The organism is Serratia sp. PL17, from assembly GCF_017832355.1.
GTDB lineage: Bacteria > Pseudomonadota > Gammaproteobacteria > Enterobacterales > Enterobacteriaceae > Serratia.
The window spans coordinates 445,930-468,551 of sequence record NZ_JAFIBY010000001.1 but is presented as its reverse complement, the minus strand read 5'-3'; the positions used below and the strand labels follow the sequence as shown (position 1 = coordinate 468,551).

At 51.9% G+C, this 22,622-nt stretch carries 31 protein-coding genes and 1 pseudogene; 1 reads left to right on the top strand and 31 read right to left on the bottom strand.

What is annotated here, in order from left to right; translation table 11 throughout:
• Positions 1-7: 7 nt before the first annotated feature.
• The 30 genes from JOE25_RS02225 to JOE25_RS02085 form a co-directional block, all read right to left on the bottom strand.
• Entirely contained in the window at positions 8-406 is a 399-nt protein-coding gene (locus tag JOE25_RS02225; protein WP_174575217.1) for an HI1506-related protein, read from the bottom strand.
• Positions 406-1,314 carry a Mu-like prophage major head subunit gpT family protein gene (locus tag JOE25_RS02220; protein WP_174575216.1) on the bottom strand — a complete coding sequence of 303 codons (909 nt, stop codon included), beginning with the start codon at positions 1,312-1,314 and terminating at the stop codon, positions 406-408. The genes JOE25_RS02225 and JOE25_RS02220 overlap by 1 nt, the downstream gene beginning before the upstream one ends.
• Before the next feature lie 12 nt (positions 1,315-1,326).
• Positions 1,327-1,722: a hypothetical protein gene (locus JOE25_RS02215; protein ID WP_174575215.1), complete on the bottom strand. Its 396-nt coding sequence runs from the start codon at positions 1,720-1,722 to the stop codon at positions 1,327-1,329.
• Positions 1,719-2,855: a phage protease gene (locus JOE25_RS02210; protein ID WP_174575237.1), complete on the bottom strand. Its 1,137-nt coding sequence runs from the start codon at positions 2,853-2,855 to the stop codon at positions 1,719-1,721. Before JOE25_RS02210 ends, JOE25_RS02215 begins: the two co-directional genes overlap by 4 nt.
• Before the next feature lie 223 nt (positions 2,856-3,078).
• Positions 3,079-3,630: a phage virion morphogenesis protein gene (locus JOE25_RS02205; protein WP_174575214.1), complete on the bottom strand. Its 552-nt coding sequence runs from the start codon at positions 3,628-3,630 to the stop codon at positions 3,079-3,081.
• On the bottom strand, positions 3,630-4,892 hold the full coding sequence (locus tag JOE25_RS02200; protein WP_174575213.1) for a phage minor head protein: 1,263 nt from the start codon (positions 4,890-4,892) through the stop codon (positions 3,630-3,632). The genes JOE25_RS02205 and JOE25_RS02200 overlap by 1 nt, the downstream gene beginning before the upstream one ends.
• Positions 4,879-6,459 (bottom strand): DUF935 domain-containing protein, encoded by a 1,581-nt coding sequence (locus JOE25_RS02195; protein WP_174575212.1) that lies wholly within the window; start codon positions 6,457-6,459, stop codon positions 4,879-4,881. Before JOE25_RS02195 ends, JOE25_RS02200 begins: the two co-directional genes overlap by 14 nt.
• On the bottom strand, positions 6,459-8,105 hold the full coding sequence (terL, locus tag JOE25_RS02190; protein ID WP_174575211.1) for a phage terminase large subunit: 1,647 nt from the start codon (positions 8,103-8,105) through the stop codon (positions 6,459-6,461). Before terL ends, JOE25_RS02195 begins: the two co-directional genes overlap by 1 nt.
• Before the next feature lie 24 nt (positions 8,106-8,129).
• Positions 8,130-8,345 (bottom strand): hypothetical protein, encoded by a 216-nt coding sequence (locus tag JOE25_RS02185; protein WP_174575210.1) that lies wholly within the window; start codon positions 8,343-8,345, stop codon positions 8,130-8,132.
• On the bottom strand, positions 8,338-8,838 hold the full coding sequence (locus tag JOE25_RS02180; RefSeq protein WP_174575209.1) for a DUF1804 family protein: 501 nt from the start codon (positions 8,836-8,838) through the stop codon (positions 8,338-8,340). The genes JOE25_RS02185 and JOE25_RS02180 overlap by 8 nt, the downstream gene beginning before the upstream one ends.
• Before the next feature lie 2 nt (positions 8,839-8,840).
• Positions 8,841-9,065 (bottom strand): hypothetical protein, encoded by a 225-nt coding sequence (locus JOE25_RS02175; RefSeq protein ID WP_174575208.1) that lies wholly within the window; start codon positions 9,063-9,065, stop codon positions 8,841-8,843.
• A complete protein-coding gene (locus JOE25_RS02170; RefSeq protein ID WP_174575207.1) occupies positions 9,058-9,315 on the bottom strand; it encodes a hypothetical protein in 258 nt (85 codons plus the stop codon). Before JOE25_RS02170 ends, JOE25_RS02175 begins: the two co-directional genes overlap by 8 nt.
• A complete protein-coding gene (locus tag JOE25_RS02165; protein ID WP_174575206.1) occupies positions 9,312-9,911 on the bottom strand; it encodes a hypothetical protein in 600 nt (199 codons plus the stop codon). Before JOE25_RS02165 ends, JOE25_RS02170 begins: the two co-directional genes overlap by 4 nt.
• Positions 9,901-10,125, bottom strand: a complete 225-nt coding sequence (locus tag JOE25_RS02160; protein ID WP_314587028.1) for a hypothetical protein — start codon at positions 10,123-10,125, stop codon at positions 9,901-9,903. Before JOE25_RS02160 ends, JOE25_RS02165 begins: the two co-directional genes overlap by 11 nt.
• Before the next feature lie 32 nt (positions 10,126-10,157).
• Positions 10,158-10,796 (bottom strand): glycoside hydrolase family 19 protein, encoded by a 639-nt coding sequence (locus JOE25_RS02155; protein WP_209632552.1) that lies wholly within the window; start codon positions 10,794-10,796, stop codon positions 10,158-10,160.
• Between the two features lie 85 nt (positions 10,797-10,881).
• Positions 10,882-11,409: a hypothetical protein gene (locus JOE25_RS02150; protein ID WP_174575204.1), complete on the bottom strand. Its 528-nt coding sequence runs from the start codon at positions 11,407-11,409 to the stop codon at positions 10,882-10,884.
• Positions 11,410-11,420: 11 nt separating this feature from the next.
• The gene (locus JOE25_RS02145; protein WP_174575203.1) at positions 11,421-11,855 is read right to left on the bottom strand and encodes a Mor transcription activator family protein; all 435 of its coding nucleotides are present in this window, start codon (positions 11,853-11,855) and stop codon (positions 11,421-11,423) included.
• 2 nt (positions 11,856-11,857) lie between these two features.
• Complete coding sequence (locus JOE25_RS02140; RefSeq protein ID WP_174575202.1) at positions 11,858-12,283, bottom strand: regulatory protein GemA; 426 nt, start codon at positions 12,281-12,283, stop codon at positions 11,858-11,860.
• Between the two features lie 71 nt (positions 12,284-12,354).
• The gene (locus tag JOE25_RS02135) at positions 12,355-12,648 is read right to left on the bottom strand and encodes a hypothetical protein (RefSeq protein ID WP_174575201.1); all 294 of its coding nucleotides are present in this window, start codon (positions 12,646-12,648) and stop codon (positions 12,355-12,357) included.
• A complete protein-coding gene (locus JOE25_RS02130) occupies positions 12,645-12,989 on the bottom strand; it encodes a hypothetical protein (RefSeq protein ID WP_174575200.1) in 345 nt (114 codons plus the stop codon). The genes JOE25_RS02135 and JOE25_RS02130 overlap by 4 nt, the downstream gene beginning before the upstream one ends.
• A complete protein-coding gene (locus JOE25_RS02125) occupies positions 12,986-13,210 on the bottom strand; it encodes a hypothetical protein (protein WP_174575199.1) in 225 nt (74 codons plus the stop codon). Before JOE25_RS02125 ends, JOE25_RS02130 begins: the two co-directional genes overlap by 4 nt.
• Positions 13,211-13,645, bottom strand: coding sequence for a hypothetical protein (locus JOE25_RS26710; protein ID WP_174575198.1), 435 nt, complete (start codon positions 13,643-13,645; stop codon positions 13,211-13,213).
• Positions 13,642-14,151: an ANR family transcriptional regulator gene (locus JOE25_RS02115; RefSeq protein WP_174575197.1), complete on the bottom strand. Its 510-nt coding sequence runs from the start codon at positions 14,149-14,151 to the stop codon at positions 13,642-13,644. The genes JOE25_RS26710 and JOE25_RS02115 overlap by 4 nt, the downstream gene beginning before the upstream one ends.
• Positions 14,141-14,662, bottom strand: coding sequence for a hypothetical protein (locus JOE25_RS02110; protein WP_174575196.1), 522 nt, complete (start codon positions 14,660-14,662; stop codon positions 14,141-14,143). The genes JOE25_RS02115 and JOE25_RS02110 overlap by 11 nt, the downstream gene beginning before the upstream one ends.
• A 194-nt stretch (positions 14,663-14,856) precedes the next feature.
• Complete coding sequence (locus tag JOE25_RS26510; RefSeq protein ID WP_245209677.1) at positions 14,857-15,054, bottom strand: hypothetical protein; 198 nt, start codon at positions 15,052-15,054, stop codon at positions 14,857-14,859.
• Between the two features lies 1 nt (position 15,055).
• Positions 15,056-15,694 carry a DUF3164 family protein gene (locus JOE25_RS02105; protein ID WP_174575195.1) on the bottom strand — a complete coding sequence of 213 codons (639 nt, stop codon included), beginning with the start codon at positions 15,692-15,694 and terminating at the stop codon, positions 15,056-15,058.
• Between the two features lie 179 nt (positions 15,695-15,873).
• Positions 15,874-16,131: a hypothetical protein gene (locus tag JOE25_RS02100; protein ID WP_174575194.1), complete on the bottom strand. Its 258-nt coding sequence runs from the start codon at positions 16,129-16,131 to the stop codon at positions 15,874-15,876.
• 9 nt (positions 16,132-16,140) lie between these two features.
• Positions 16,141-17,034, bottom strand: a complete 894-nt coding sequence (locus JOE25_RS02095) for an AAA family ATPase (RefSeq protein ID WP_174575193.1) — start codon at positions 17,032-17,034, stop codon at positions 16,141-16,143.
• Between the two features lie 40 nt (positions 17,035-17,074).
• Complete coding sequence (locus tag JOE25_RS02090; RefSeq protein ID WP_245209676.1) at positions 17,075-19,162, bottom strand: Mu transposase C-terminal domain-containing protein; 2,088 nt, start codon at positions 19,160-19,162, stop codon at positions 17,075-17,077.
• Positions 19,117-19,362 carry a helix-turn-helix domain-containing protein gene (locus JOE25_RS02085; protein ID WP_174575234.1) on the bottom strand — a complete coding sequence of 82 codons (246 nt, stop codon included), beginning with the start codon at positions 19,360-19,362 and terminating at the stop codon, positions 19,117-19,119. Before JOE25_RS02085 ends, JOE25_RS02090 begins: the two co-directional genes overlap by 46 nt.
• 180 nt (positions 19,363-19,542) lie before the next feature.
• Here JOE25_RS02085 and JOE25_RS02080 point away from each other — a divergent pair, with 180 nt between their 5' ends.
• The gene (locus tag JOE25_RS02080; RefSeq protein ID WP_174575192.1) at positions 19,543-20,091 is read left to right on the top strand and encodes a hypothetical protein; all 549 of its coding nucleotides are present in this window, start codon (positions 19,543-19,545) and stop codon (positions 20,089-20,091) included.
• Positions 20,092-20,339: 248 nt separating this feature from the next.
• Here JOE25_RS02080 and JOE25_RS02075 read toward each other — a convergent pair.
• Positions 20,340-22,400: pseudogene (locus JOE25_RS02075) on the bottom strand (DMSO/selenate family reductase complex A subunit); the annotation flags it as partial.
• Positions 22,401-22,622 lie beyond the last annotated feature (222 nt).

The window sequence follows — 22,622 nt, the reverse complement described above, 5'->3', positions numbered from 1 at the left end:
CGCCGCCTTATTTCTTCGCCGGAGGCGGTTCTTTCAACGCGGCCAGTTCAGCCGCCAGAGCCGTGCTGTTTGCAATCGCGTCATCGCGTGCAGTGGTTAACGCCGCGATACTTTCCTGCTGAGAAGCGATAGCCTTTTGAGCATCATCTAACTGCGATTTCAGCGTGACCAACTCGTGCTCCTGGCGGGTGATGGTTTCCCTGGCCAGGGGCAACTGCTTGTCCAGGTCTTGATCATCGGTTGCTACGCCAGCTGCAATGCGTACCACAACCAATTGCGGATCGTTCCCCAGCTCAGCCAACTGTTTCGGCGTAAAGTGACCATCTTCGTAGGTGGTGGTCTTGGCACTGTGGGCGATGCCACAGCGGCGGAAACCCTCACGGCGTGCAGTGATTTGAATCGGCATTATGCGGTCTCCCCGGTCGAGCCATACGCCATCTGCCAGAAGCCATACCCACCTGCAGCACGTGCCTCAGCGCCAAACAGGAACTTCTTGCGCATAAAGACGTTGTCCGCGTTGTAGTCGGTTTGCTCAACGAACTCCGGTTTTTTACGCTCCTGATAGATGAGCGGTTTCACCGGACGCGTTGTATCCAGCAGGAACCATTGCGTGTCAGAGGTCAGCTCCGGCACAACCAACACCTCTGCAGTACCTTTATAGATATTCGGGGTGTTGTCCGGGAAGCGGTCGGCAGTCATCAGGAAATTGGCTTCATCTTCCAGCGCTGGCGGCACGACAAGAATGGTCGGGCGAACTTTCAATGACGCGCCTTCCTCATCCTTGAAGCTGCGCATGGCAGCACGCGCCACGCCATAACTGGCTTTCGCCGCTGCCTGAGTTGCCGCTGACAGCTTCTTGGTGCCTTTGTTGGAAACAGATACACCGTTCACCGGGTGGTCGATATCAAAGAACGGCTGGCCGTCGTAGCACAGGTTGGTGAACCCCTGGCTCAGCAAAGCAAACACAATATCCGACGGTAACTCTGCAGCCGATTGGCCAGCCGCCTGGGCTTGCTGAGCCAACCCCAAAATTTGATCGTCTTCGATATCATTACGATCAACCTCAACCGTAGCTTCAAAGTCATCGTTGACGATCGAATAGTTGAAGGCTTCCAGGGCTTTTACCGCCTTGTCGCCAATCCACTTACGCATTTTGGGGAAACGCCCAAGCCAGCTGTAATCGTTCTGCTTGCTTGTGGAAGGCACCTTCATCGCCACTTTCTGCCAGTCACTCGGTGTCTGGTCAAACGCCTTCTGGAACGTGGTTTTCAGGTTGATGAAGATCGCTTTAATATTTTTTACGTTAACAATCACGGGCCTACTCCTTTAAATCAGAACCCAAACGCCGGCGCTTTCCACGCCCAGCACTTTACCGGCAACAGGACGCACGTCGCTGTTGCTGGTTTTCGCCACAGTCTGGCTGTCGGCAACAAAACACTCTTTGCCAATATCCGCCTGTGTGACGGCATCGCCCCCCAGGTTGGCAAAGAACCAGGACTTGCCCCGGCGCACCAGGGCGACAGCGTCGCCTGCTGTGCCGGCGCGGTTGTCGGCATAGCCATCGGAAACACCCAGCGTCACCTGCGCAGCCACAGCGGTGGCCAGTACGGCAAAGCCGGCAGCATTGCCTGCGACAATATGGCCACCGAAGATTTCGGTGGCGGCTGCGATAGGAACCGGGAACAGCTCGCCATCTTTATAAGGGGTATTGCGATCGGTCATTTCTTGTCTCCCACATATTTGGCAATGTCTGCCGGGTCAGTACCCATCATGGCGCTGAGCGCCACCGCAGCGGCCAATTCATCATCCGAATCGTCCAACGATGGTGCCGGTTTCGCCCCTGCAGGTGGTTGGCCACCGGTCTGGGTAGTCGTGAGGGCCGCGATTTTCGGAGCCTTGTCCAGGAAAGTCTTGAGGCTGTCCGGGTTGGCTTTCGCCAGTCCCTTCGCCCAGGGCTCTTGTGCTGGCAGCAAGCGGCCATCGGAAAGTGCAGCAGTGATCAAGGTGTCACATTCACGCGTAGCCAAATCTGCTGCAGACGTTACGCCTGCATGGGTCACTGCCTGGCTGATGGACTCCTGCATGACAGCCACCGCTACCCATTTGGACGGATCAGGATTTTCCACCTGGGCGCTCAGTGCAGCCGTTTGGGCGGCGTCCTGGGTTAACTTGTCAATCAGGTTGAAGGGATTAGCCGACAGCGTCTGAAACGATGCTGCAGCCGTGCCGGCATCAGCGCCGAGCAGTTGATCAATCAACTTGTTGAGCTCGGCAACAATGTCTTCCTTCGTGGCGGTGATCGGCAGATTCAACATCCAGCGAAGGCGTTCGAGTAGTTCATCCATTGTGGAAGTACCTTTTGAGGTTGAGCCAGCGGCCAGGAGAGAGGCGGCAGCAAGCATCACTTCCTCCATCCCATCCAGGGCCGGTGTATTGGTCAGCGCGGCATTGATGATTTGCACCACGTGGCCAGATTCGTTGTAGGTAAAAACAGGAGAGATAAAGAGGTATTCGCCCTTGGCGATCATTTCTGCTGCAGCGTCCGTCCACTGCACATCGACAGCAAACAGACCTTCTTCACGCCATTCCAGTGTGTGGAACCAGCCGGCTGCTGGCGCAGGCTGGCCGTTGGTCGCTGCACGCAAAGTCTGGTGTTCGTAGTCAATGACATACGGCGTGGCGCGTTCCACTGCAGTCGCAATAAGCGGCTTGGCAATCTCGGCCGTCATCAGCCAGTGATCGCATTCCGTTGGGCGACCATCACGAGCACGGAATTCACCAGCAGGGAAAAGCTGGATAGTGCCGTGATTCGCTTTGGTGATTTCGATGGCCAGTGCGGCGATTTTTAGTTTCATGCCGCCGAGAATACGCATCGGCGAAAACTGGATTCAGGTGAAGGGGTTCAGTGGGGTAATCAGGGGGAAATGGTCGGCGATCATCTTGCCACTACCCTGTAGGCAATGACAAGACGCCCCATCGTTTTTAAACCGTTTTTAAAAACGCCAAACGGGTGTAGAGACGAACGTGTGTAGCCGGAGGAAAGAAAAGTGCGCCACGGACGTTACAGGGCGTTTTAGCTTATGAATCAATAACGCGTTGAAGGTAGGCTTTTGCCGTCTCTTCCATACCATCAACGTCGCTTTCGGTCAGGTGCAGGAATGGCCGCGCCGGCATCTTGATTTGATAGCCCGGTATGGTATTCCATTCGCTGTAGTTGGCTTTCGATTTCCTGGCAAACCGGTTGTTGAGCGAGCCGTCCTTGCGCTGATGGTAGTATGCCCGCTGACTGCGGGCCGGGATGTTAATGCTGCCGCCTTCCTGGTGAATGCGGGCGTAAACAACATTGGTGCCGACCAATGCCTCATCATTGCTGCTCTGCTGGCTAATGCTGCTGGCCAATCGCCCGGAACGTTGCAGAATTTTACCGCCAGCGCGTTTCCTGGCATAAGCCGGACTCCATCCCATCCAGGCCGGACGGCCCTGATTCTTGAAGTTCTCCTCGACGGCATCACCCATTGCGGCCGCCAGCTCACGCATCAGCGGCTCGCGGTGCTCCAGCTTCTTGATGAGCTCGCCCAGGGCATTCTCAAAGTCGGTGACATTGTATGTGATGTGATAGACCGTAGACATCAGAGCCCTCCAGTAACGACAGGGAGTTGGCCAAGCTCCTGCAGCTGCGCCGGCGTGAGTGCGGCCCCCTGATGCATCAGCGTGATGGCGAGTCCCGAAACATCAGTATTCGGCGTCGCAATTACGCCGAATTGCTGCTTACCCTGGCGGCAGACATACACCAGGTTATCCCCATCCAACAGGGTGGCCTCTGCCGATCGCAGCATTGCCGGCAATTCTTGCCACAGTGGCCCAGGAGAAGAAACAACATCATGATCGCGGGCGGACAAAATCGCCGATGCTGGCGCACGGCCGCGCATTTCCAGCGCGGTGAGTGTCTCGGGCGAAACTGCACCCAAGTGACGCAAGTCACCGCTGGGCTTCTGGCGGATAAGCACCTGATCAACCCATCGTTTAACGCCCCCTGAAACGGCGTTTAACACGGTGTTATCAGCCAGTGTTTCATTGACGGCCGTTGCTGCCAACCGGGGTGCGGCAGTAGCAGATTTATCCATGAGCCGCTGCCCCAGCGCGGCAAGGTTTCCCTGGCCAGGATTGTGACCAAAACCGGCATCCGGGGTATAGAGCTCATTGTTGATGCGCAAGGCCTGGACTTCCCGTGTATCGCTTGGCCCCCAGGCTTGCTGCACCGTAACAATGCGGCCCTCGCCGGATTGAACCTGGATGCCATACCGCTCGATGTCGGCGGCCGAACGCGCCCGGACACGACAACGGCATCCATACCCGTCAGGCGGATACATAAACTGCCACACAGGATCATCATGGCGGGCAGTAAACCCATTGAGGGCCGCATGGCGTGGGCGTGTGCGCCTGTCCATGACGGCAACGCGCTCCCAGAACGGCCGAAACTCCACGTTGGCCAACTGTTCTTCATAGCGGCCAGCGTTGTAGCTGGACTGCATATTGGTTTCAAAGATGGTGCGTAGCCGGCGCGGCGTCAGTTGCTTCCCTTCCAACACACCATCTTCATCGGCCACCAGGCCTTTACCCAGCCAGCCTTTTTGCACCAGGTAAGGCATCAGTTGCTTTTCAAACTGAGCGAGCGTCTTGCCTTCCTTAAGGCTGCTCGTTAACCCGTTGCGAATGTCCTCCAGCACGTCCACTTTGAGTACACCGGCTACGGTGAATGCCGTTGCGTGCGCTCGCGCTTCAACGTCATGCCAGTTGAAACCGAGGGTATAACCCTTGCTCTCGAAATAGCGGATGGCCTCGGCCGGTTTCAACCCGATGGCATAGGCCAGATCCACATCAGCTGTCGGCATTCAGACGCCCCCAGATATCAGCAACAAAGAGAGCCTGGGTCAGCAATTGCTGCAGCTGGCTATCATCCAAATCGGGATAGCTGGCCGCGATGATGTCCAGTGCATCATCCGGGGTATTACCCTGGCTAAGCGCAGCAACCAGCGGGGCTATCAGTTGTTGCATGGCATTGTTGATGGCGTCTGGCACCGTCTGTGCATTATCCAGCGCCACCTGCGCCGGGTCGTCAATATCTGTTTCCGTGCTCAGCGCGGCAAATGAACGGAACCGGGAGTGTTGCTGTGACAATTTCGCACTAGGCAATACCGGCGTAGTAGCGGGCGGCGACAATACCTCTTCACCTTCTTGGGGGAGCGGTATGCCAATTTTCTTATGTACCCAGGAGGCTGGAATAGATTTCATGCCTGCCGTCACCAGGGTAGACACCCCCTCGGCAAACTCCTTGATGTTCTCCAGTTCGCGGGTATCGAAGACGAGTCGTGGCTGACGGCGAGAGCTCACCTGATAGCCATTGATGGCCAATAACATACGGATGAAACCGCGATAGAAGCCCTCGATTTGACGTGCATCAGCGATCAAAATGTCGTGGCGAACATCGTTATGCACTTTGCCGAGGGCGTTAGTCGAGCTTTTGCCGTCGGCCTGACTGGTGAGCGTTGCGCCCAGAATCACTTTTGATTCGGTACGTTCGGCCCAATCGACCATAGCAACAAACGGATCTGCCTGACCGCTGGCCGCTGTCAGGAATTCAATCTTGGTGCCTTCGGGGATAATACCGGCGGCATCATGGCCCAACGTCACAAGAGCTTCTAACAACCGGTCTTTATCGTCGTCTGTCGCGCCGGCGAGGTAGGTGCCGACGCGTGCAGGTAAACCGTAGATCTCTAGGAACTCAGCCAGATCACGAATGCCGTAGTTCTTGAACAGGTATGGCCACACCAGCACGCGATAGAGCCCAGACTGTGCCACATACCCGGATTTGGCGTTATGCGTATGCACCAGCCAGCCGAACGGCCAGAGTTCGGCACCGTTCATGCTGCCATCACTGAGGCGGATTTCATCGCCGGCTTCTGGATTGGTACAGAACCAGCGGTGTGGGCGTAGCTTGATTTTGCTCGGGAGCCAAATTTTGTCTTCAAGCTCCCACTTTTCAATCTCCTGTGCGGCAAAGCCGTGCCCGATCGCGTCGGCAGCATTGAGGGTAATATCCTCAAACTCCGGGATATCCTTCATCCAGGCGGACACCATTTCAGCTATCTTCTTCTCTTCATCCGTGGCGTTCTCTGGGGGCTCAATGCTCCAGTCCAGGGTAAGCAAGGCGTTTTTGCGCTTGGCCATCTCAGAAAATATGTGACCATCACGCTCGATCATGTCCTCGAACAGGTCAGCCTGTGCGGCCAAATCACCGCGCTCAGCCGCTTCCAGGATGCGCGGTAGCCGGCGGATGGTCATCCCCTTTGAAGGATGCTCCGGCCACATGCGGTTGAGGCTTGCCATCTTGGTCGTCTGGGGCGTCTTCAACACTTCGCGATTAATCGGGCGACCAAACTGGTCGAGGATTTGTACCATTACCAACCTCCAGAACCGAACCGGCTACCACGGCTGTCGCCACGGCGCGGAACGCGGGTAAAATTAAAATTGCCGGCACCCGACACTGCAAGCGCCCAGAGCATGTGTAGGGCATCCGGGCCATCATCGTGATCGGCTTTAGGGAAATGACGCAGTTGGTCAATCAAGGTATTTTGGCTTGGGTGCAGGCGGATCAGACCGTTGGCCATATGGGGCTGCAGCGACTCGATGCGCAGCAATTTATCCGTATGGGGCTGAACGGCACGGGCAGGAACGGGAACACCAGCAATGGCCGAACGCTTCACCAGCTCCGTGCGCAGAAACTCCTGAAACTGGACGGTTTCAATCGCCCAGACCAGGCAGGCATATTCGCGCTGCAGTTCGATGATGTCGGAAATAATCCGATCGGGAACACGCTTGCGGATACGCGCCTCAACCACATCCAGAATGCCGGTGTGCCGATTAAAGCCGCCGACGAGTAACGCTGAGGGGTCACGACTGGCCCCGGCTTTACCAAGCGATGGGTCGCAGGAACCGTAAAACAACCATTCATTCAGACGGTTCACCCAGAAATTGATGCAGCCGGTAAAGGGTGCATCTTCGCCGCTGACCGGGTCATTTTGATACTCAGCATCAAAGGTGCTGTGACCATCCCTGGCACGGATCAACATTAGGGTAAGCAGAGGACGGGCCAGCCAGGACACTACCGCGCCGGCTTCCATCTCCAACTGGTGCAGCAAATAGAAGGCATTGGCCAACGCTTCACCGTCCTGATCGTTATTACGCAGGATTTCTTCCCACTTGTCCCAGAGCTCCATATTGTGGGGCCAGGCGATCAACGCCTTGAAACGGGCAGACCGCCATAGCGGATTGCGCAGCGTGCGCGATAACACCGAGTCATAGTGCAAGATGGTGCCGATGTAGACCACATCGAACTTCGCGCCGGCACCGCCTAACGGCAGCACAGTCTTTTTGAGCCAGTTCTCAACCTTGTCGCGCTGATCCGGATTACGTACCTGCTCATCGTTCTCAATATCGTCCAGCACACACAGATCGGGACGGTATGGCCCATGCCGCAAGCCACGCAGTTTTTTGCCAGAGCCAGCCACCTGCACTTTGATATCGTTGCGGGTGAGGATAGTCCCCATCTGCCACACGCGGCCCTGACCGCACACCTCTGGGAAGTCCATCAATAAACGGGGGTTAAACTCCAGCTCGGCCTTGATGGCTTCCAGCATCGGATACGCCTGATCGATAGAGTCCATTACGATGACCGGGTAATGTTTGATGGCGCGAATGATGCACCACAGCACGAACAGCTGACTGACCAGGGTCGATTTGGCTTCGCCGCGTGGGGCCGCGATGGCGTCGTTCTCGCCTTTGTCGCTGGCCACAATCTCGGGCAGACGCTTAAATAGGTATTTATGCAGTTCGCTTTTGTCCTGGTGGCGGACGTAATGCGGGAAATAGTTTTCAACGAAATACGCATACCCACCAATCGGGTCATTAACATGATCTCGACGTTGGGCGATGGCGGTCGCCGAAGGATCAAAGCCGACATCCTCCGCCTCAATAGTACGGCGCAGGCTGGCGGCAAGTTCGGCGAGCTCTAGCTTGAAGTCACGCGCAGAGAATTTTTTAGCCATATTTAAAAGCCTGTTAAAGAGGCATTAATCTTCATTGCCGGCCAATGCCTCGTTAACGGCATTGATAAAACGCTCTTGCGCCTGGTAGATGCGTTCGCCATACCCTGGCATTAGAGAAAGCCGCTCGCCGTCGCTTGTTACGACCGTGCAATTATCACTGAGCTCACGGCGTTCTACGCGGATGACCTGGCTGGCCATCACGTATTGGCCATCCGAGACTTTAATGAGTTTGTCAGCCATACAGTTTCTCAACCTCTTCACCAAAGGGCTCTAACACTTCCACGAACGCTGCAAGATGCTGAGGGTGCTTTTCGGCAATGAAGGCGCTGAGCTTGTTGATCACATCCAGGGCAATCGCCAACTGGTTCGTTTCCGGCAGGATTTTCTTACTGGCCGAAATGGCCTTGTTGAACGAATCGCCCAGGCTGGCCAGCAGCTCGACACGCTGAGGGGCTTTCAGCTCGCTGTCATTGGTCAGCAGCTCCATCGTGGTCTGATACTGGACGAGCATGCTGGTTAAAATGGCGCGGCCGGTTTCTTCCACGGTACCGCCGGCAAGCACATGCGCTGAGCGTAGTGCATCCCAATCATCGCCTTTATCCTGCGCCTCTTTCTTCCAACGGCGGGCGGAGACGAAAGACACGCCGATCTGCGACGCGGCAATCTCCAGCGACATCTGGCCGAAGATGTAAGCCCTGCGCAGCTTGTCCCTTATTTCCGGCGAGTACGCCATACTTACAGCCCCAATCGCGCTTTAATAAAGAGGATGCCGGTAGTGACAACACCACCGCCAATCGTCCCGGCGACACCACCGGCAATCGCGCCCTGGCGTGTCGCAACGGATTTCACTTCGTCGATGTTGTTCTCAATCCGTTCAAGGCGTTGATTGATTTCGGACAGCAGCGCCAGCTCTGTTGTAGTTGCCGGCCCCCGACGATGACGCGTCGTGCGTTTAACCATGATGGTTTCCTTTATCCGCTTTGCGGTCTAATTTTTGGTCGATATGCTCTACTGTGCGTTTAACGTCTTTCAGTAATTCAAAAAATGAGTTCTCCGAGCGCATGGCATCATCACGACGCTGATAATCGGCTCGAATGGACTCGATAGAGCGGCGGAGCTCTTTGATCTCGTTAAACAATGAACGAACAAATCCAATGAGACCGGTCGTTGCCAGTCCCAACACGGTGTTAACGATGTCCTCAGTGTTCACTGATGCCCCTCCCGTTTGTACCAGGCGTTGAGCCCTTGCAGCCTGGCCTCTAGCGTTTGGCACCATTCGCCGTAGTCGGTGGCGTGATTGATGATGCCGCCGGCAGAGAGTCCGCCACCGGCGCTGGCGGTTTCGGTGGAATGGCCAGTAGCTCCGGGGGCGGCATCGGACAGACGTTCGTCACAATCGGAATAGCCGAGGGCGGAGGTGTAGAGACACAGCCCGCGAGGGCCAATACCGGTAAAGCCCACATCATTTTTAATCGCATCTTTAATTGCCTTTTTCAGCTTGGTTGAGGTCTGCAGCAACTGTTGTTCACGCTGTTGCAACTGCCTGGCGAGTAATTGGGTTTTCAGCTCTGCCTGCTGGTATTTGGCCACGGCGTCTGCCAATGCCATTGCCTGCTGTTCGGCGGTGTTGGCTCGCTGCGCCTGCAGTTGGCTGATGGTGGTCTGCGATGCCTGCAGCTCATTAGCGCGGGTTCCTGCACCTACCTTGTAAGCGATCGCCGTGCTGCCCAGAGCAAACAGGTAGGCAAGCCAGTAGGTTTTAACGTGCTGCCAGATGTAAGGGAGAATGAAGAACTCAGTTGGCATCGGGAGTCCCTCCGGCGTTGGCTTTATCGCGCTTGATGGCCACGTGCTTGGATGCCTGGGACTGGAATACGAATGCGCCCAGATACGCGACATACAACCATTCTTCAAGATGGCCAGCGGCCGTCACCCAAATCAGCACGATGGAAGCCACCAGGAAAGCGCCGACCAGGGTCGTATCAGATGTAGACAGACGGCCTGTGGCTGGATTGGTCACGAGCTCAGCGAGGCGATTCAGGAAGAGAGTTCTCAGCGGCATAGGATACCCTTCGCCTGGGTAAAGTAGTTATGGCGCTCCGCCAGGGCGTTATCGCCACCATTGATTACACGGGTGAGTCCGGCAATGTCGGCGCGGTCAGCATAGGCATTACAGCCATTGTCAAACCAGAACCAGCCGGCAGAGCTAGCCGCATGAACATCCAGCTCCAGCAACTCGGGGTGCGCAATCAAGTCCAGCTCCAGGGCATGACCACAGCGCAGGTAGTTATCGTAAAAGGTGATCTGCTTGAGGCCTCGGCCCCGGTAGCGCCAGCCATCCCCCGCATGCACATTGCCATAGCGACCGCCGTAGACCAGATTGGCAATATCCACCTGGCGTGCGGTTGGAACGATAACCTCACTGGCTTTACGCCCCAGACGTTCAGCATCGACACGGCTGATGCGTTTGCGCGGGAACGTGTTCAACAGGCCTGGCACGGAATAATTGAGGTTTTCGACGGTACGCTTGAGTCCTGCAGACTCAACGCGGATTTGCGAGAGAAACGCCGCTTGCCGCTGTGGGGTATCAATACCGAATTCCGCCATCGTGGAAACAAGCAGATCAAACCACCGTTGTGATAGTGCCGGGGTGATGCTGACAGCACGGCAAAAAGAGTCGGGAGTGAACATAAAAAAGCACCATCCAATTGATTTAGATGGTGCCAGTATTACGAGTGGGGGATTATGAATTCAGTTGAAAGGGTTCAGTGGAAACCTAAATGTCACTTTCCATATTTTTTTCATTTAGTTTTTTATACATACCATCGTAATCATTCGATGTATAGATTAAGTAAGTTGTGTCCTGCATGGTCTGTGCATCTCTGGTCACATTAACAATTACTGTATCAGAATCAAACTTAACACTAATAGAACCACCAAATTTTTGGGCTTTTTCAAACTCGTCAGCAGTGAAGGTAGATGAAGGCTCACCATACTTTTTCTTTAAACCTTCAATAAGAGCCATTTGATTGCTATCAACAGATATGGCAATTCTTTCAAACTTCTTATCAATAAAAAATGCCATTGCTAATGTATTCTTACCTGAAAACTTGAAGTTCTCACATGAATAATAATCCATTCCGTCTGTTTTGTTCTTTTGGTATTTATTCCATGTGCATAATTTTCCGGCGTTTAGCTCATTAAGGCTCGAGCCAAATTTCACCCCCTTATAACCATCAACCGCCATAGCAGAAGATGACGCTACAAATAAAAACATCCCGAGAGCAATTGATTTTAATTTCATGATATCCATCCTTAAAATAAAGAGTCTTGTTGTGATAATGTGTTTGCTTTGTTTTCAGCCAATAACCCCCAAGCAAAACGATCACTAAATCCATACTTTGGGCAGAGCCTAGTCATAACCATTAACGACGAAACTCCGCTATCGCGGAGTTCGGTAAATTCGTGCAGGAATGAGCGGTTACGCAACTCACGTAGAGCCCGATCACACCGGGGCAGGTAAAGAACCTCACCGCCAAAGTGCTTAACCAAAAGTCTTGCATTATCAGTGCCGATAGCTTCGCGTAGCATAGAAGCTCGTGTAGCACCTAAAGCACGCAGCCCTTTACCAACGGGGAAAGTTGTACCACCAAAGAGCTCAAGCAGGCGTTGGGTTGCGGGGTAGCCGATCAATTCAGCGATCTGTAAGACTGACTCCGGCAGCAATTTCTTTACCTGCTCAAGTTCCATAGCTATTTTCCTTCTCGTTTCGCACGCCTTTTAGCGTCGATAATAAGTGCTTGCATGAGTTTACTTAATTGATCAGTAGTTAACCATTCGATGCGTTTAACCTGGAACATATGATCGCACATTTCCTCGGCATAATTCCACGGTCGTTTCGCATCTGCAAGCATAGCTTCAATTTTTGACAATGAAGCCTTGCGTGAGCTGGCAACTCGCGGCCTACGCCCATGTTTAGCGACCTGCCGAGGGAAGCCTTGTTCATGCATATATTCTCTTACGATCTGCAATTCTTCAAGACTGCATTTTGTTGATGAGGTTTTACCATTACAAAGCCGAGCCAGTGCCTGACGATAAGTTGTATCGTCCCAACCAAGAAAAGCCTGACCGGCTTTAATCGCACTGATCAGGCCGCGCTGTGATGGTGTTAAAGCCATAGTTTCACTCCGATATTTTAATGACATTATCGCAGGCACTCCGCAAAGTACCTGCTGTAATGACTGCGAAATTATCGATAAAGGGGGAAGTAAACCTGCTCAACGTTGAGTGTACCGGCATAGCTACGCTCATATTCTTCACAGGAAATAAAACGCCCACTGAGGCGATTTTCCCAGGCTGATGGAATTCGCGTTTCTTCACTGGTACCGCAGCTCTCTAATTCATCCAAGATAGCCGCCACGACTTCGGGATTTGCCGCATGAAGAAAACCAACAGTAGTTTTTCCACCATTTGATTGCTTCCACGTTTCCAGAGCTGCCGGTAATTGTTCTTTCAGTTCGATGATTCGTTGATTGATATTCATAAAGCACCATCCTGAGAATTGGACTCATCGACACACGCGCTGCATAACTCCGCGCTGACCCAGTGGCAACCACCGGCGCAGGCATTGCGCCAGGTACACCCACAGCGGCTGCATTTTTGGGTTTCATCCACCGTGACCCGAAATGTCCCGTCCTGGTCGTCCCGGCCTTCGCTAATGCGGGTTACTGTTACCCGCTGCAGAGGGCCGAAAAGCTTACGTGCCAGCAACTCGACAGCCCATTTGGCGCTGGCAGTATTTGAGGCCTGCTTACCTTTGTAGCGGGCAACGTAAGTGCCACTGGTGAAGCGACCAATGATTTCAATGCTGTTGTCGTTAATCATTCGAACCTCCAGAGCTTTTTATGGCGCTCAACGGCCTGTTTCATCGCGACGCGTTCGGCGTTGGTGTGAACCTTGTTGCCGCGTGGGTCGTAGAACTGAAAGCGTGAACGCGCAGGCAAACGCGGATACTCGATCACTGAGGTCTTGTTGGTGAGGTGGTAAACGCGCTTTGCACCTTCATCCAGATGCTGGCACCCGGTGACAGACAGGAAATTAGTCATCTATTCATCCTCCCCACGACCCCAGCCAGCAGCGATTTCCGCCACTTCATCTATGGCCTCAGTAAAACCAAAGAAGTTACTCCACTCTGGGCGGTGGCCGGTTGCGGCTTCATACATATCCGCTAGTGCTATTTCAGCCTCATCCCGCTCCAGAATTAGTTTCGTTTCACTGACATCCAGCTCCTTTACTTGCGTCTCAAGTTTTGAGGCATATTCACAACAGATTCCCTTCGCCGTCCAGCCGCCATCAAGAGCTTCCTGTGGCAGCCCTTGGAGCACCAATTCCAACTTGGTAACCCGTGTAGCCAAATTATCCCGCTGAGTTTTTACGGCGAGGTGGTCTTGGTATTCCACATATCCACCCTCTGGGGTTTCACGCATATAGGCGATTTCATGTGACATATGCATTGAGCAGTCCGGGGTATAACGTTTCATTGGATGACCTCCGGATATTTCCAGCCCCGCACGCAGAAGTCAGAACGGCTCCGGCACCAAAGTTGATTGACTTCTTTTGCGGCAAAGTCAGCGGCAATTAACCAAAGCGGGGCCGCGTCCGTAAAGTTATTCACCTGTTCGCACTGGCGGGCCTTTTCTGAAAGCGTTCGGAAATTATCGCCTGGCGCAACATCAGGCATTTGTAATACATCTGGCCCGTGGTTTTGACGAGACGCACGCGGTTTTGGCGCAAGTGTCCGGTGTGCTCGGGATTTGACGGGTTGAATAACTAACGGCGATACATTGTCGATAGAACCTGGTAAACCAAAAATCCGCCTATTGCCTCTCCAGCCTCGGACAATACGGCCGTGATTAACATCCCACGCTAACAGCGCACCAACTTGATTAACTTCAACGTCTATACCTTCTGCCAGTTCTGCCGCTGTTGAAGGGCCACGTTCAGCCAGAGCCAGACGAATTAATTCGCTTTTTGATTTATTTTCCATTTTTAAAATCCTCCGCAGCAGTGGAATATTCAGTGCCAGTTATTTCGATGGCACCAAATTCCAAATTTGGTTTGGCGCTGGTGTTGAAATAAATCGTATTTTTAAATCGGAAAATCGACAGCCCACAGATAAATAACACTCCCCAATCTAAACCGAGCGATGACCATAAAAACTCGCGAGATACGGCTTCACTTGGATAGCCCTCATCCCACAATGCCCAGAGTTCCCGATGCTCTTTACTCAGCCCCGTTGGAGCTTTGCGCTTGGGTGTGGTGGTGTAGCGGTTTGCTGCTGTTGCTGCCGTCCACAATGACGGGTGGCCAAACGTTGGCACACCATCAGGAAACGCAACAGCATAGAATCGATGCCGGGTTGCGTCTGTGGTAAAGACGGCCGTTGCACCGAACTTAGCCGCAAACTCGTTGGCTTTTTCGTTCAGCTCTTTACGCTTGAGGCACTCAAAGTCCCATGCCTGAATAGCCGTTTTCTTTTCAATTTTATAAAAACTCATAATCACCTCCAGATAATTGAACCAAGCCAAATCAGGCTGCTCACCCACACCACACCAATAATTAAGACGCCACACCAAACAGAACGACGTGAAACATAAAATTCTTTTTCCATTTCAGAACCTCATGATTTAGGCGTAAGCGCGCCCCTGCGGTTTTACGCCATAATTAAATGATTGGTTACTTATGTTTAAATTCAGCCAGCAGGTGTTAATGACTCAATATTAACGAAATATGGGGCAACGTTGATTTCCACTACCGTTTCCGATTTTAAATCCCTGGCAACATCAACCGTTCTCACTGCTGGGCCACCGCGTAATGTTCGGTTAGGTTGATGAATAAAGGCACTACCTACAGCGTGTTGTTGGTTAAATAACTTGGCTTTAGACCCCATATCACACCGCCGACATATCAAGGGAAATAGGCTTGTATTGGTCACTGTCGCCAATCCGCTCATAAAAACGAACATAGGCGCTGCTACCAATGACCTGTAACGCTTCGCCGATCGCTTTCATCGCTAACTGCCAGCGGGTATCTGCAATATCATACCGTCGTAGAGCCAGAACGGCGCTGGTACTGACTTCGCCTTCTTTATCCGTCGAGAACGCACGGTTAATCAATACCTGCAGCTCTGGCTTGGCACCCTCTGTCCAGTCAGTGAGACATTCATCAATTAATGCCTTTGCCGCTTGCAGGCGCTCATCAAAAGCCAGTCGGTCTGCTATCGCACGCTGGATCTTGTAGCGGCCATCGAACGCATATAGCGTGACATTGCCTTTCTTACCGCCTAGTTTGACGTTATATTCATTGGCAGATAAATCAACGAATGCAGCAATGTCTGCGAAAATGGATTGTTTGAACTCTGCCATTACTTTATTTAACGAAATGGCTTTAAGGATAATTTCACCCACTAGGGCATCACGGGATTTATCGATATCCTTAATCAGACCTTCGGGGGTTAACACACCTTTTGCGTCAATCCAATACCCCTCCGGGGCAGTGGCTTCGGTAAATTGCTTGTTTTTAGTGGACATTTGATTTCACCTTAACTGTTCTACGCACTGGCTTATATATTGACTTTCTCAGTTTTATGAATACATAACCAATCAAGCCTCGTGAAAGATAATGCGCTACGGCCTTCACCCTGGCATTATCATCGTCATTACAATCTGTCTTACATCTGACTCTAAATCCGCTGCCTTTCCCCGTTATTTCAATGATTACCTTTGCCATTGCTGTTCTCCCAGACAATGCGGGCACCCCGCCAGATGTACATGTTGACGGTACGATTAATACCGTTTTTACACTCGGTCATTTCGAAAGCGTCATTAACCCAAGATGATAGAGGTCTATTGACCTTGATAATCGGCAAACGATATTTACCGTTATACTCAACGACAGTTAGTCCTGCACGCATCAGGCAATTAATAGGAGCCATCAGCTTAGGATTGTTGATAGGTAACTGGCACATAATCCCCCCTTAGTTAATCAGCATTTGTGCAAACTGATGCACAGCTTTGGCATTGACAGGCATTTCATTGATCGCACTGGTACGAATAACGCCGCGCAACAATTTGAACAAACGACGGGCATTGCCTTTCGACTCTTGATAAAGCACTTCGCTCAGTTCATCTCGTTTATCTTCTGGCAATAAACTACCGGCAATGGTGTCAATATCACCAGCGGGTAATGCATTGCCGATATTGAGTGCAAAAGCCACACGGCTGTAGAGTTGAACAAACTCACCGCGTTTACCTTTAAGGTTAATAATAAGGCGCGGCATTCCGACCAGCACAACGCCAATACCGGTTTTATCATGGATACGGCGAATGGACTCCAGCGCCCGATAGGGCAGGTTTTCTGCCTCATCAATTATCAGTACTCGCCCTGAGTCCATCAGCTTGTTGATACATGCTTCACTCAGTTCATGCATATTGCCGCGAACAGTCAGCCCTAGCTTGTTTGACAGTTCTTCCAGAACGACACGCGCGGTATAACCTGGATCGGCTTCGATAAGGATGGCATCGCGATGCTTTGCCACATAAGCTTTTACCGTCATTGTCTTACCCAGACCGGCTTCGCCATAAAGCACGTTGATCTCACCATCCACATGGGCCAGGGTAATCAGCTCCATCGCTTTTTTACTGGTCGATGTCGCGACAAACTCCGCTTTAATGCGTTGCTGTTTATCTTTTTCAGCCATACGGGCAATGAGTGCGGAAACGAGTTCTGCGACCTCGTCCGAACGCCCGGCATAATTACCCCGTAACCACGTACTGACAGTGGCTGGACTCATGCCAATGGCGCGGGCGACCTGGGTTTGACTCAGGCCTTTACGTTCCATCAACTCGACAAGTTCGTTTTGAATAGTCATAATCTTCTCCGGTTAATGAATTAGCGGCTTTTGATGGGCGTCAAATAGCCGCTTTTTTATTTAATTGCTTCTGCAAATACTCTTCTTTATCTGACTCAAAAAAGAACATCGGTTCCGGTTCATTGCCAACAGGCTGAAAACCATTCAATAAAGCGCTGTAATCAGGCGCTGCATCCGCTGTGAGAAGTGGATTCAGTTCGGCATTGATTTCATCGGCTTTGTTCATTACCAGCGCCATACGGCGGCTATGACGGTCTTTCTTCACTTTCTCGATATATTCAACAGGGAATGCCGCATGGGTGTTGCCGTTCCATATAGCCGTGCAAACATAAGAACCATCCAGACGACGAATAATTACGCTTTCAGCATTATGAATATCGAATTCGACGCGAACACTTTCGCCGTCGACATAAATCAGTTCTTCCGAAAAATAGTTATTGTTATAGAGGCTTATCCATCCACGCTGTGCTACACGCACCACACTTGGGCGGAACATGTCACGCAGCTCCAACTCAGACAGACGCTCAATAGGTTCTTCAACCAACAGTTCGGCCCGATATTCCGCAGCCGTATAGTGACGGCCATCGCTTTTGCGCGGCAATTCGCTGTGGCGGTGCTGAGTGTTATAGCGCTCAATTTCCTGTTCGATTTCATCAATCAGCTGATTCCACGATGGCAACTTGCTGATAGCGCGTTTCTGGACATCATTGAGCTCTTTATTATTCCCCAGCGCGGTGAACGCAGAGTTAATGCCGACACTGGTTAAACGGACGGTTTCCCGATCGGCAGATTTGCCGTTATATGTGGCAAATTTCCTGGCAATTCTTGCCGGTATCTCTTTGTTCAAACGTTCGATGATGCCGCGAGCCTGTGGGTTCCCAGGAATACCAGTAGGATGATCGACCCCAAGGCGGGGGAGAATACCGGTGATATCAGCATCCAATAGTTTTGCTGTTTGGCCTGAGCCATTATCCGAGTAATACAGTAATGGAATGCCGTGCCTTTCCATGCCATGACGCAGCGCATCAGCAACAGCTATCACGTTCTCCGCAAGACTCAGGCTCCAGCCAACCACATAACGGGTGCGGCCATCAATCACCAGGGTAATCTCCGGTGTGAACGGTCTACCGTGATCAGGATGGGCCACCTTCATTTTCATGCTATGGCCATCACCGATCCACACGCCATTAACCGGCATCTGTGACCAGTCACGCTTAACATATGTTTGCAACGCACGATAAGCCGAACCGGTTACTCGCCCGCGTTGTTTAACAACCAACGGCATTTTGTCCATAGCGCGGCGCACTGCAAAAATTGACGGTATTGCCGCGAGCATGGCCGGTTGATCTGCATATTGAGTTCTCCAGTCAGCGCAAAAGCCCTCATACGCCTCAGCCATCGAAACCCCGTTAGTAGTCCGATAGTTGGCCATGAAAAGCGGCATCCAGTTGATCGACTCAACAGGCTTTGGCCGATGGTAGCCAGGAGCCAGCAGGGCCAACCGTTCAGCGCCATCAGCAGCTCGCAGATAATCAACCACCCAGCCATTGAGGGTACGAGAACCAATCCCAATACGATTGCCTTTACGGGCATTGGCTATATCAACAGCAGATTGCAGATGGTTAGGCAGCTCTTTTTTACGTGACCGGTCACAAATGAAATTGATGGCCTTAATCCGTGACAAACCGTCGCGCTCCAGACGAAGCACTTGATCCACTATCTGGGAACGGGCATCAGCGGCGGCACGTTGCTCAGCTGTTAACTCCGCTGTTTTCCGCTGCAGAATAGCTGGGCAACTGCGCAGGATCTGCAACTGGTCATTGGCGCTGATAGACGCCTGGCGGGCAACCGTAACGGGCTTTTCATCGACCTTTAAAAGGCTATTAAAATGTTGTTCACGTACTGCTGCCTGTGTTTCTGTCGGCAAGCAGTCAATGTGATATTCGAAAGCCTTGGTGCCAGCGCGTTTTTGTTTCAGATCAGGTGAAGTGCCAGCACGCTTATTCAAAGCAGCTCTCACCCCTGGCGCAGTCCCAGGCATCCCAGGTAAACCGATCAGCTCATTCACGCAGAGAAACATAACTACGCCACCTTCTGTTGCTGTTGATCGGAATAACGACTTGGCCAAATGATTGCAGGCTCCTGACCAATCGCGGCGGCAATAATCCGCTCCGCTTTTGGGTAAGGGCGGGTCAAAGCATTCTTCAATGTATCGGCTGCTAGGCCCGCTTTACGGGACAAATCACGCATTGTGGTGCCGTTCTTATGCAGGGCGGCAACGATGTCGACACGGTGCCAATCAGCACACGCCACTTCATTTCTTTTCATCATTCGATTACCCTAAAAAGTTATCCGCGCAGATAATCCCTGCGGGTTATCCGTTCAGATGAAAGAATAGAGTCCAAAAGAAACCATGTCAATTATTTAATTTTCTTTTGATTTCAAATTGAATCCAAAAAGAATTAACAATAATCATTTAAAATCATACTGTTATAGGGAAAGTAAGTTATGAGTAACTCTTCGGATGAAATTTCTTTTCTAAGTGAGAGCAAAGAAACCATGAAAGATCGCCTGTTACAGCTGATAGGTACGCGCTCTAGAAGGCAAGCTGCGGAGGATTGGGGGATCAAGTACGCTACGCTAAACAACTATTTGACAGCTCGGGAATCGCTGCCGCGCCCAAATGTTGTTAAGCAGATTGCAGATGCAGAAGGTGTGGATTCAAACTGGATTCTCTATGGGGCGTCGAACTCAGATAAAGAGACCACTAGCGGCACCCCTCTGAATGCTAACGTCCAGTTCATTTGCGACATGATGTCAGTTCTTAGTGAGAGCGAAACCGAGTCTCTGAGAATTGTGCTTATTCGGGAGGGGATTAAGACCTTGTTGGCACTGACCGAAGAGGATAACTTGCATCTGATAAACCTGAATCAGAAGCAGAAAAAGGCAGCGCTGATGCTCGAACATTTGAGCGAGGAAAAGGTCAGAGAGATTTTGCAAGGGGATGCGCAAAGCACAACAGCCCCCACTGTGAATATAGCGAATTCAAAAGGCTAATACCTTGAGCTTTAAGAATTTATTGCTCAAGGTTCTCACTACAAATCAAAATGTATTAAAAGCTGTTCAAATCAGATCTACTCGATGATCTAAGTTGTGCAAAAGAAAACGCAATATTTGACCGTTTCAATCATTTTTGCGCCGCTTATGCAAAATCAAGAATTTCCTTCCTAAGCCAGTCCTCATGCGGCCTCGCGCCGATTTTCCTTGCAGCCTCACCTATGTAAAATTGATCACTCCCCCACATGCAAGGGATAAGTTTTACGCAAAGGGTCATCCCAACCTTCAAAGGTAGAAGCGTAAATTGGCAATGGGCTGATGGTTTCGTCTTCTTCCAACTGCCAGCTACTGGCGATATCAGCTAGCCTGGCGGAGTAGATTTCAATTTTGCCGGACGGCGTTTTTAATGGGTTAGCTTCGGGGTCCTGGCGGAACTCTTTATACGCCACGAAATGGCCGTTAGGATCTTTGCGCTTATAGATCCCCATACCACGCAACGCTTCATAGCCCGGCAGCAGCGGATCCCGGTCCTGCATTTTAGCGTACAAATGTTGGAGCCATTGCGCCTGAGTTCGCCCTTCAGTGAACCTCTGATGTACCTCTGGCCCCAAGCGGCGTGCCACCTCACTCAGCACCTCATAAATACCCTTACGCTCAAATTTGGCGGTGGTTGCAGGCTGAATAAAGATCAGATACCCCATGTTACCGGCATAGTCGTTGGGAATAATGTCTTCCTGTTCGACGGTCATCAGATCGGGCAGCAGAATGTCGGCATATTTGGCCGACGAGGTCATAAAGTTTTCCAGCACCACAATCATTTCGCATTGGGTGTCGTCCTGCAAAATATCGTGGGTTTTATTAATGTCAGAATGCTGGTTGGTGATGGTATTACCGGCATAGTTCCAGATAAACTTGATCGGCACGTTCAACTTGTCCTGGCCACGCACCCCATCGCGTTTGGCTGTCATCTCAGGGCCACGCACTATGGCATCGGTCCAGCTAAAGCAGGAAATTTTTGCTTTGACCGGGTTTGCCAACACCGGCATACGTTCAATGGTGATGGTATAGGTCGACTCACGTGCACCACTGTTACCGCCATTAATACCGACATTGCCGGTCAATATTGGCAGCATCGCGATAGCCCGCGCACTCAGTTCACCGTTGGCCTGACGTTGCGGCCCCCATCCCTGACAGATATAGGCCGGTTTCGCGGTGCCTATTTCCCGCGCCAGTTTGATAATGCGATCTGCCGGAATACCGGTGATTTTTGCCGCCCACTGCGGCGTTTTTTCAACGCCATCCTCGCCTTGACCAAAAATATAGGCTTTATAGTGCCCATTCACTGGCGCGCCAGCGGGTAAGGTTTTCTCATCGTAACCAATGCAATACCGATCAAGAAAGGGTTGATCGACCAAGTCTTCGCCGATCAAGACATGCGCCAGCCCAGCCACCAATGCCGCATCCGTACCTGGCCGGATGGGTATCCACTCATCCTCACGCCCGGCGGCCGTATCGGTATAACGTGGATCGATAACGATCATTCGCGCATTAGAACGTTCACGCGCCTGCTCCAGATAATAGGTAATGCCGCCGCCGCTCATCCGCGTTTCAGCCGGGTTATTACCGAACATCACCACCAGCTTGCTGTTTTCGATATCAGAAGTGCTGTTACCTTCATTACTGCCGTAGGTATAAGGCATCGCACAGGCGATTTGCGCAGTGCTGTAAGTCCCATACTGCTCAAGGTAACCGCCATAACAATTCATCAGGCGGGCAACCAGCGAAGCATTGGGTGACGAACGGGTAATATTGCCGCCGACAATGCCTGAGGTGTAATTGATGTATACCGCTTCGTTACCGTATTGCTCGACGATCCGCTTCAGGTTGTTAGCGATGGCATCATACGCCTCGTCCCAGCTGATGCGTTTGAACTTGCCTTCACCACGCTTTCCGACGCGTTTCATCGGATAATTCAAACGATCCGGGTGGTTCATGCGACGGCGAATAGATCGTCCGCGCAAGCAGGCTCGAACCTGATGGTCTCCATAGTCATCCAGGCCGGTATTATCCGTCTCGACCCAGTACACCTCATCATCGCGGACATGCAAACGTAAGGCACAGCGGCTGCCACAGTTAACGGAACAAGCCCCCCATACCACTTTGTCGCGCGCGGCTTCTTGCACGCTTTCACTGATTGAGTCGGCGATTGCACGGCGGCTAAAAGGTAATACTATGCTCCCGACTGCCATTGCCAAGCCAAGGATACCGCCAGACTTCACCAAGGTACGACGGCTGACACCTTCGGACATTGGGTCGTTTACTTTGTTTTCCAACATAACTCACTCCACGTTTTACCCAGGTATTGATAAACGTCATGCCTTTGACTCAAGGCAACGGGCAGGGAGACAGATCCGATGTCTGTTAATAGGCTTGTATAAAAACCCTTCTCCAGGAGTGGATATTACTCAGAAGTGGTTAGTGAACTTTGTCTGCTATCAATAAAGCGGGGGAAGTAGATGAAAGAAAAAGGA

What these genes read in the sequence shown, in the direction of transcription:
- JOE25_RS02225 (WP_174575217.1), bottom strand. Translation starts at nt 406, where the DNA reads ATGCCGATTCAAATCACTGCACGCCGTGAGGGTTTCCGCCGCTGTGGC.
- JOE25_RS02215 (WP_174575215.1), bottom strand. Translation starts at nt 1,722, where the DNA reads ATGACCGATCGCAATACCCCTTATAAAGATGGCGAGCTGTTCCCGGTT.
- JOE25_RS02210 (WP_174575237.1), bottom strand. Translation starts at nt 2,855, where the DNA reads ATGAAACTAAAAATCGCCGCACTGGCCATCGAAATCACCAAAGCGAAT.
- JOE25_RS02205 (WP_174575214.1), bottom strand. Translation starts at nt 3,630, where the DNA reads ATGTCTACGGTCTATCACATCACATACAATGTCACCGACTTTGAGAAT.
- JOE25_RS02200 (WP_174575213.1), bottom strand. Translation starts at nt 4,892, where the DNA reads ATGCCGACAGCTGATGTGGATCTGGCCTATGCCATCGGGTTGAAACCG.
- JOE25_RS02195 (WP_174575212.1), bottom strand. Translation starts at nt 6,459, where the DNA reads ATGGTACAAATCCTCGACCAGTTTGGTCGCCCGATTAATCGCGAAGTG.
- terL (WP_174575211.1), bottom strand. Translation starts at nt 8,105, where the DNA reads ATGGCTAAAAAATTCTCTGCGCGTGACTTCAAGCTAGAGCTCGCCGAA.
- JOE25_RS02185 (WP_174575210.1), bottom strand. Translation starts at nt 8,345, where the DNA reads ATGGCTGACAAACTCATTAAAGTCTCGGATGGCCAATACGTGATGGCC.
- JOE25_RS02180 (WP_174575209.1), bottom strand. Translation starts at nt 8,838, where the DNA reads ATGGCGTACTCGCCGGAAATAAGGGACAAGCTGCGCAGGGCTTACATC.
- JOE25_RS02175 (WP_174575208.1), bottom strand. Translation starts at nt 9,065, where the DNA reads ATGGTTAAACGCACGACGCGTCATCGTCGGGGGCCGGCAACTACAACA.
- JOE25_RS02165 (WP_174575206.1), bottom strand. Translation starts at nt 9,911, where the DNA reads ATGCCAACTGAGTTCTTCATTCTCCCTTACATCTGGCAGCACGTTAAA.
- JOE25_RS02155 (WP_209632552.1), bottom strand. Translation starts at nt 10,796, where the DNA reads ATGTTCACTCCCGACTCTTTTTGCCGTGCTGTCAGCATCACCCCGGCA.
- JOE25_RS02150 (WP_174575204.1), bottom strand. Translation starts at nt 11,409, where the DNA reads ATGAAATTAAAATCAATTGCTCTCGGGATGTTTTTATTTGTAGCGTCA.
- JOE25_RS02145 (WP_174575203.1), bottom strand. Translation starts at nt 11,855, where the DNA reads ATGGAACTTGAGCAGGTAAAGAAATTGCTGCCGGAGTCAGTCTTACAG.
- JOE25_RS02140 (WP_174575202.1), bottom strand. Translation starts at nt 12,283, where the DNA reads ATGGCTTTAACACCATCACAGCGCGGCCTGATCAGTGCGATTAAAGCC.
- JOE25_RS02135 (WP_174575201.1), bottom strand. Translation starts at nt 12,648, where the DNA reads ATGAATATCAATCAACGAATCATCGAACTGAAAGAACAATTACCGGCA.
- JOE25_RS02130 (WP_174575200.1), bottom strand. Translation starts at nt 12,989, where the DNA reads ATGATTAACGACAACAGCATTGAAATCATTGGTCGCTTCACCAGTGGC.
- JOE25_RS02125 (WP_174575199.1), bottom strand. Translation starts at nt 13,210, where the DNA reads ATGACTAATTTCCTGTCTGTCACCGGGTGCCAGCATCTGGATGAAGGT.
- JOE25_RS26710 (WP_174575198.1), bottom strand. Translation starts at nt 13,645, where the DNA reads ATGAAACGTTATACCCCGGACTGCTCAATGCATATGTCACATGAAATC.
- JOE25_RS02115 (WP_174575197.1), bottom strand. Translation starts at nt 14,151, where the DNA reads ATGGAAAATAAATCAAAAAGCGAATTAATTCGTCTGGCTCTGGCTGAA.
- JOE25_RS02110 (WP_174575196.1), bottom strand. Translation starts at nt 14,662, where the DNA reads ATGAGTTTTTATAAAATTGAAAAGAAAACGGCTATTCAGGCATGGGAC.
- JOE25_RS26510 (WP_245209677.1), bottom strand. Translation starts at nt 15,054, where the DNA reads ATGGGGTCTAAAGCCAAGTTATTTAACCAACAACACGCTGTAGGTAGT.
- JOE25_RS02105 (WP_174575195.1), bottom strand. Translation starts at nt 15,694, where the DNA reads ATGTCCACTAAAAACAAGCAATTTACCGAAGCCACTGCCCCGGAGGGG.
- JOE25_RS02100 (WP_174575194.1), bottom strand. Translation starts at nt 16,131, where the DNA reads ATGTGCCAGTTACCTATCAACAATCCTAAGCTGATGGCTCCTATTAAT.
- JOE25_RS02095 (WP_174575193.1), bottom strand. Translation starts at nt 17,034, where the DNA reads ATGACTATTCAAAACGAACTTGTCGAGTTGATGGAACGTAAAGGCCTG.
- JOE25_RS02085 (WP_174575234.1), bottom strand. Translation starts at nt 19,362, where the DNA reads ATGAAAAGAAATGAAGTGGCGTGTGCTGATTGGCACCGTGTCGACATC.
- JOE25_RS02080 (WP_174575192.1), top strand. Translation starts at nt 19,543, where the DNA reads ATGAGTAACTCTTCGGATGAAATTTCTTTTCTAAGTGAGAGCAAAGAA.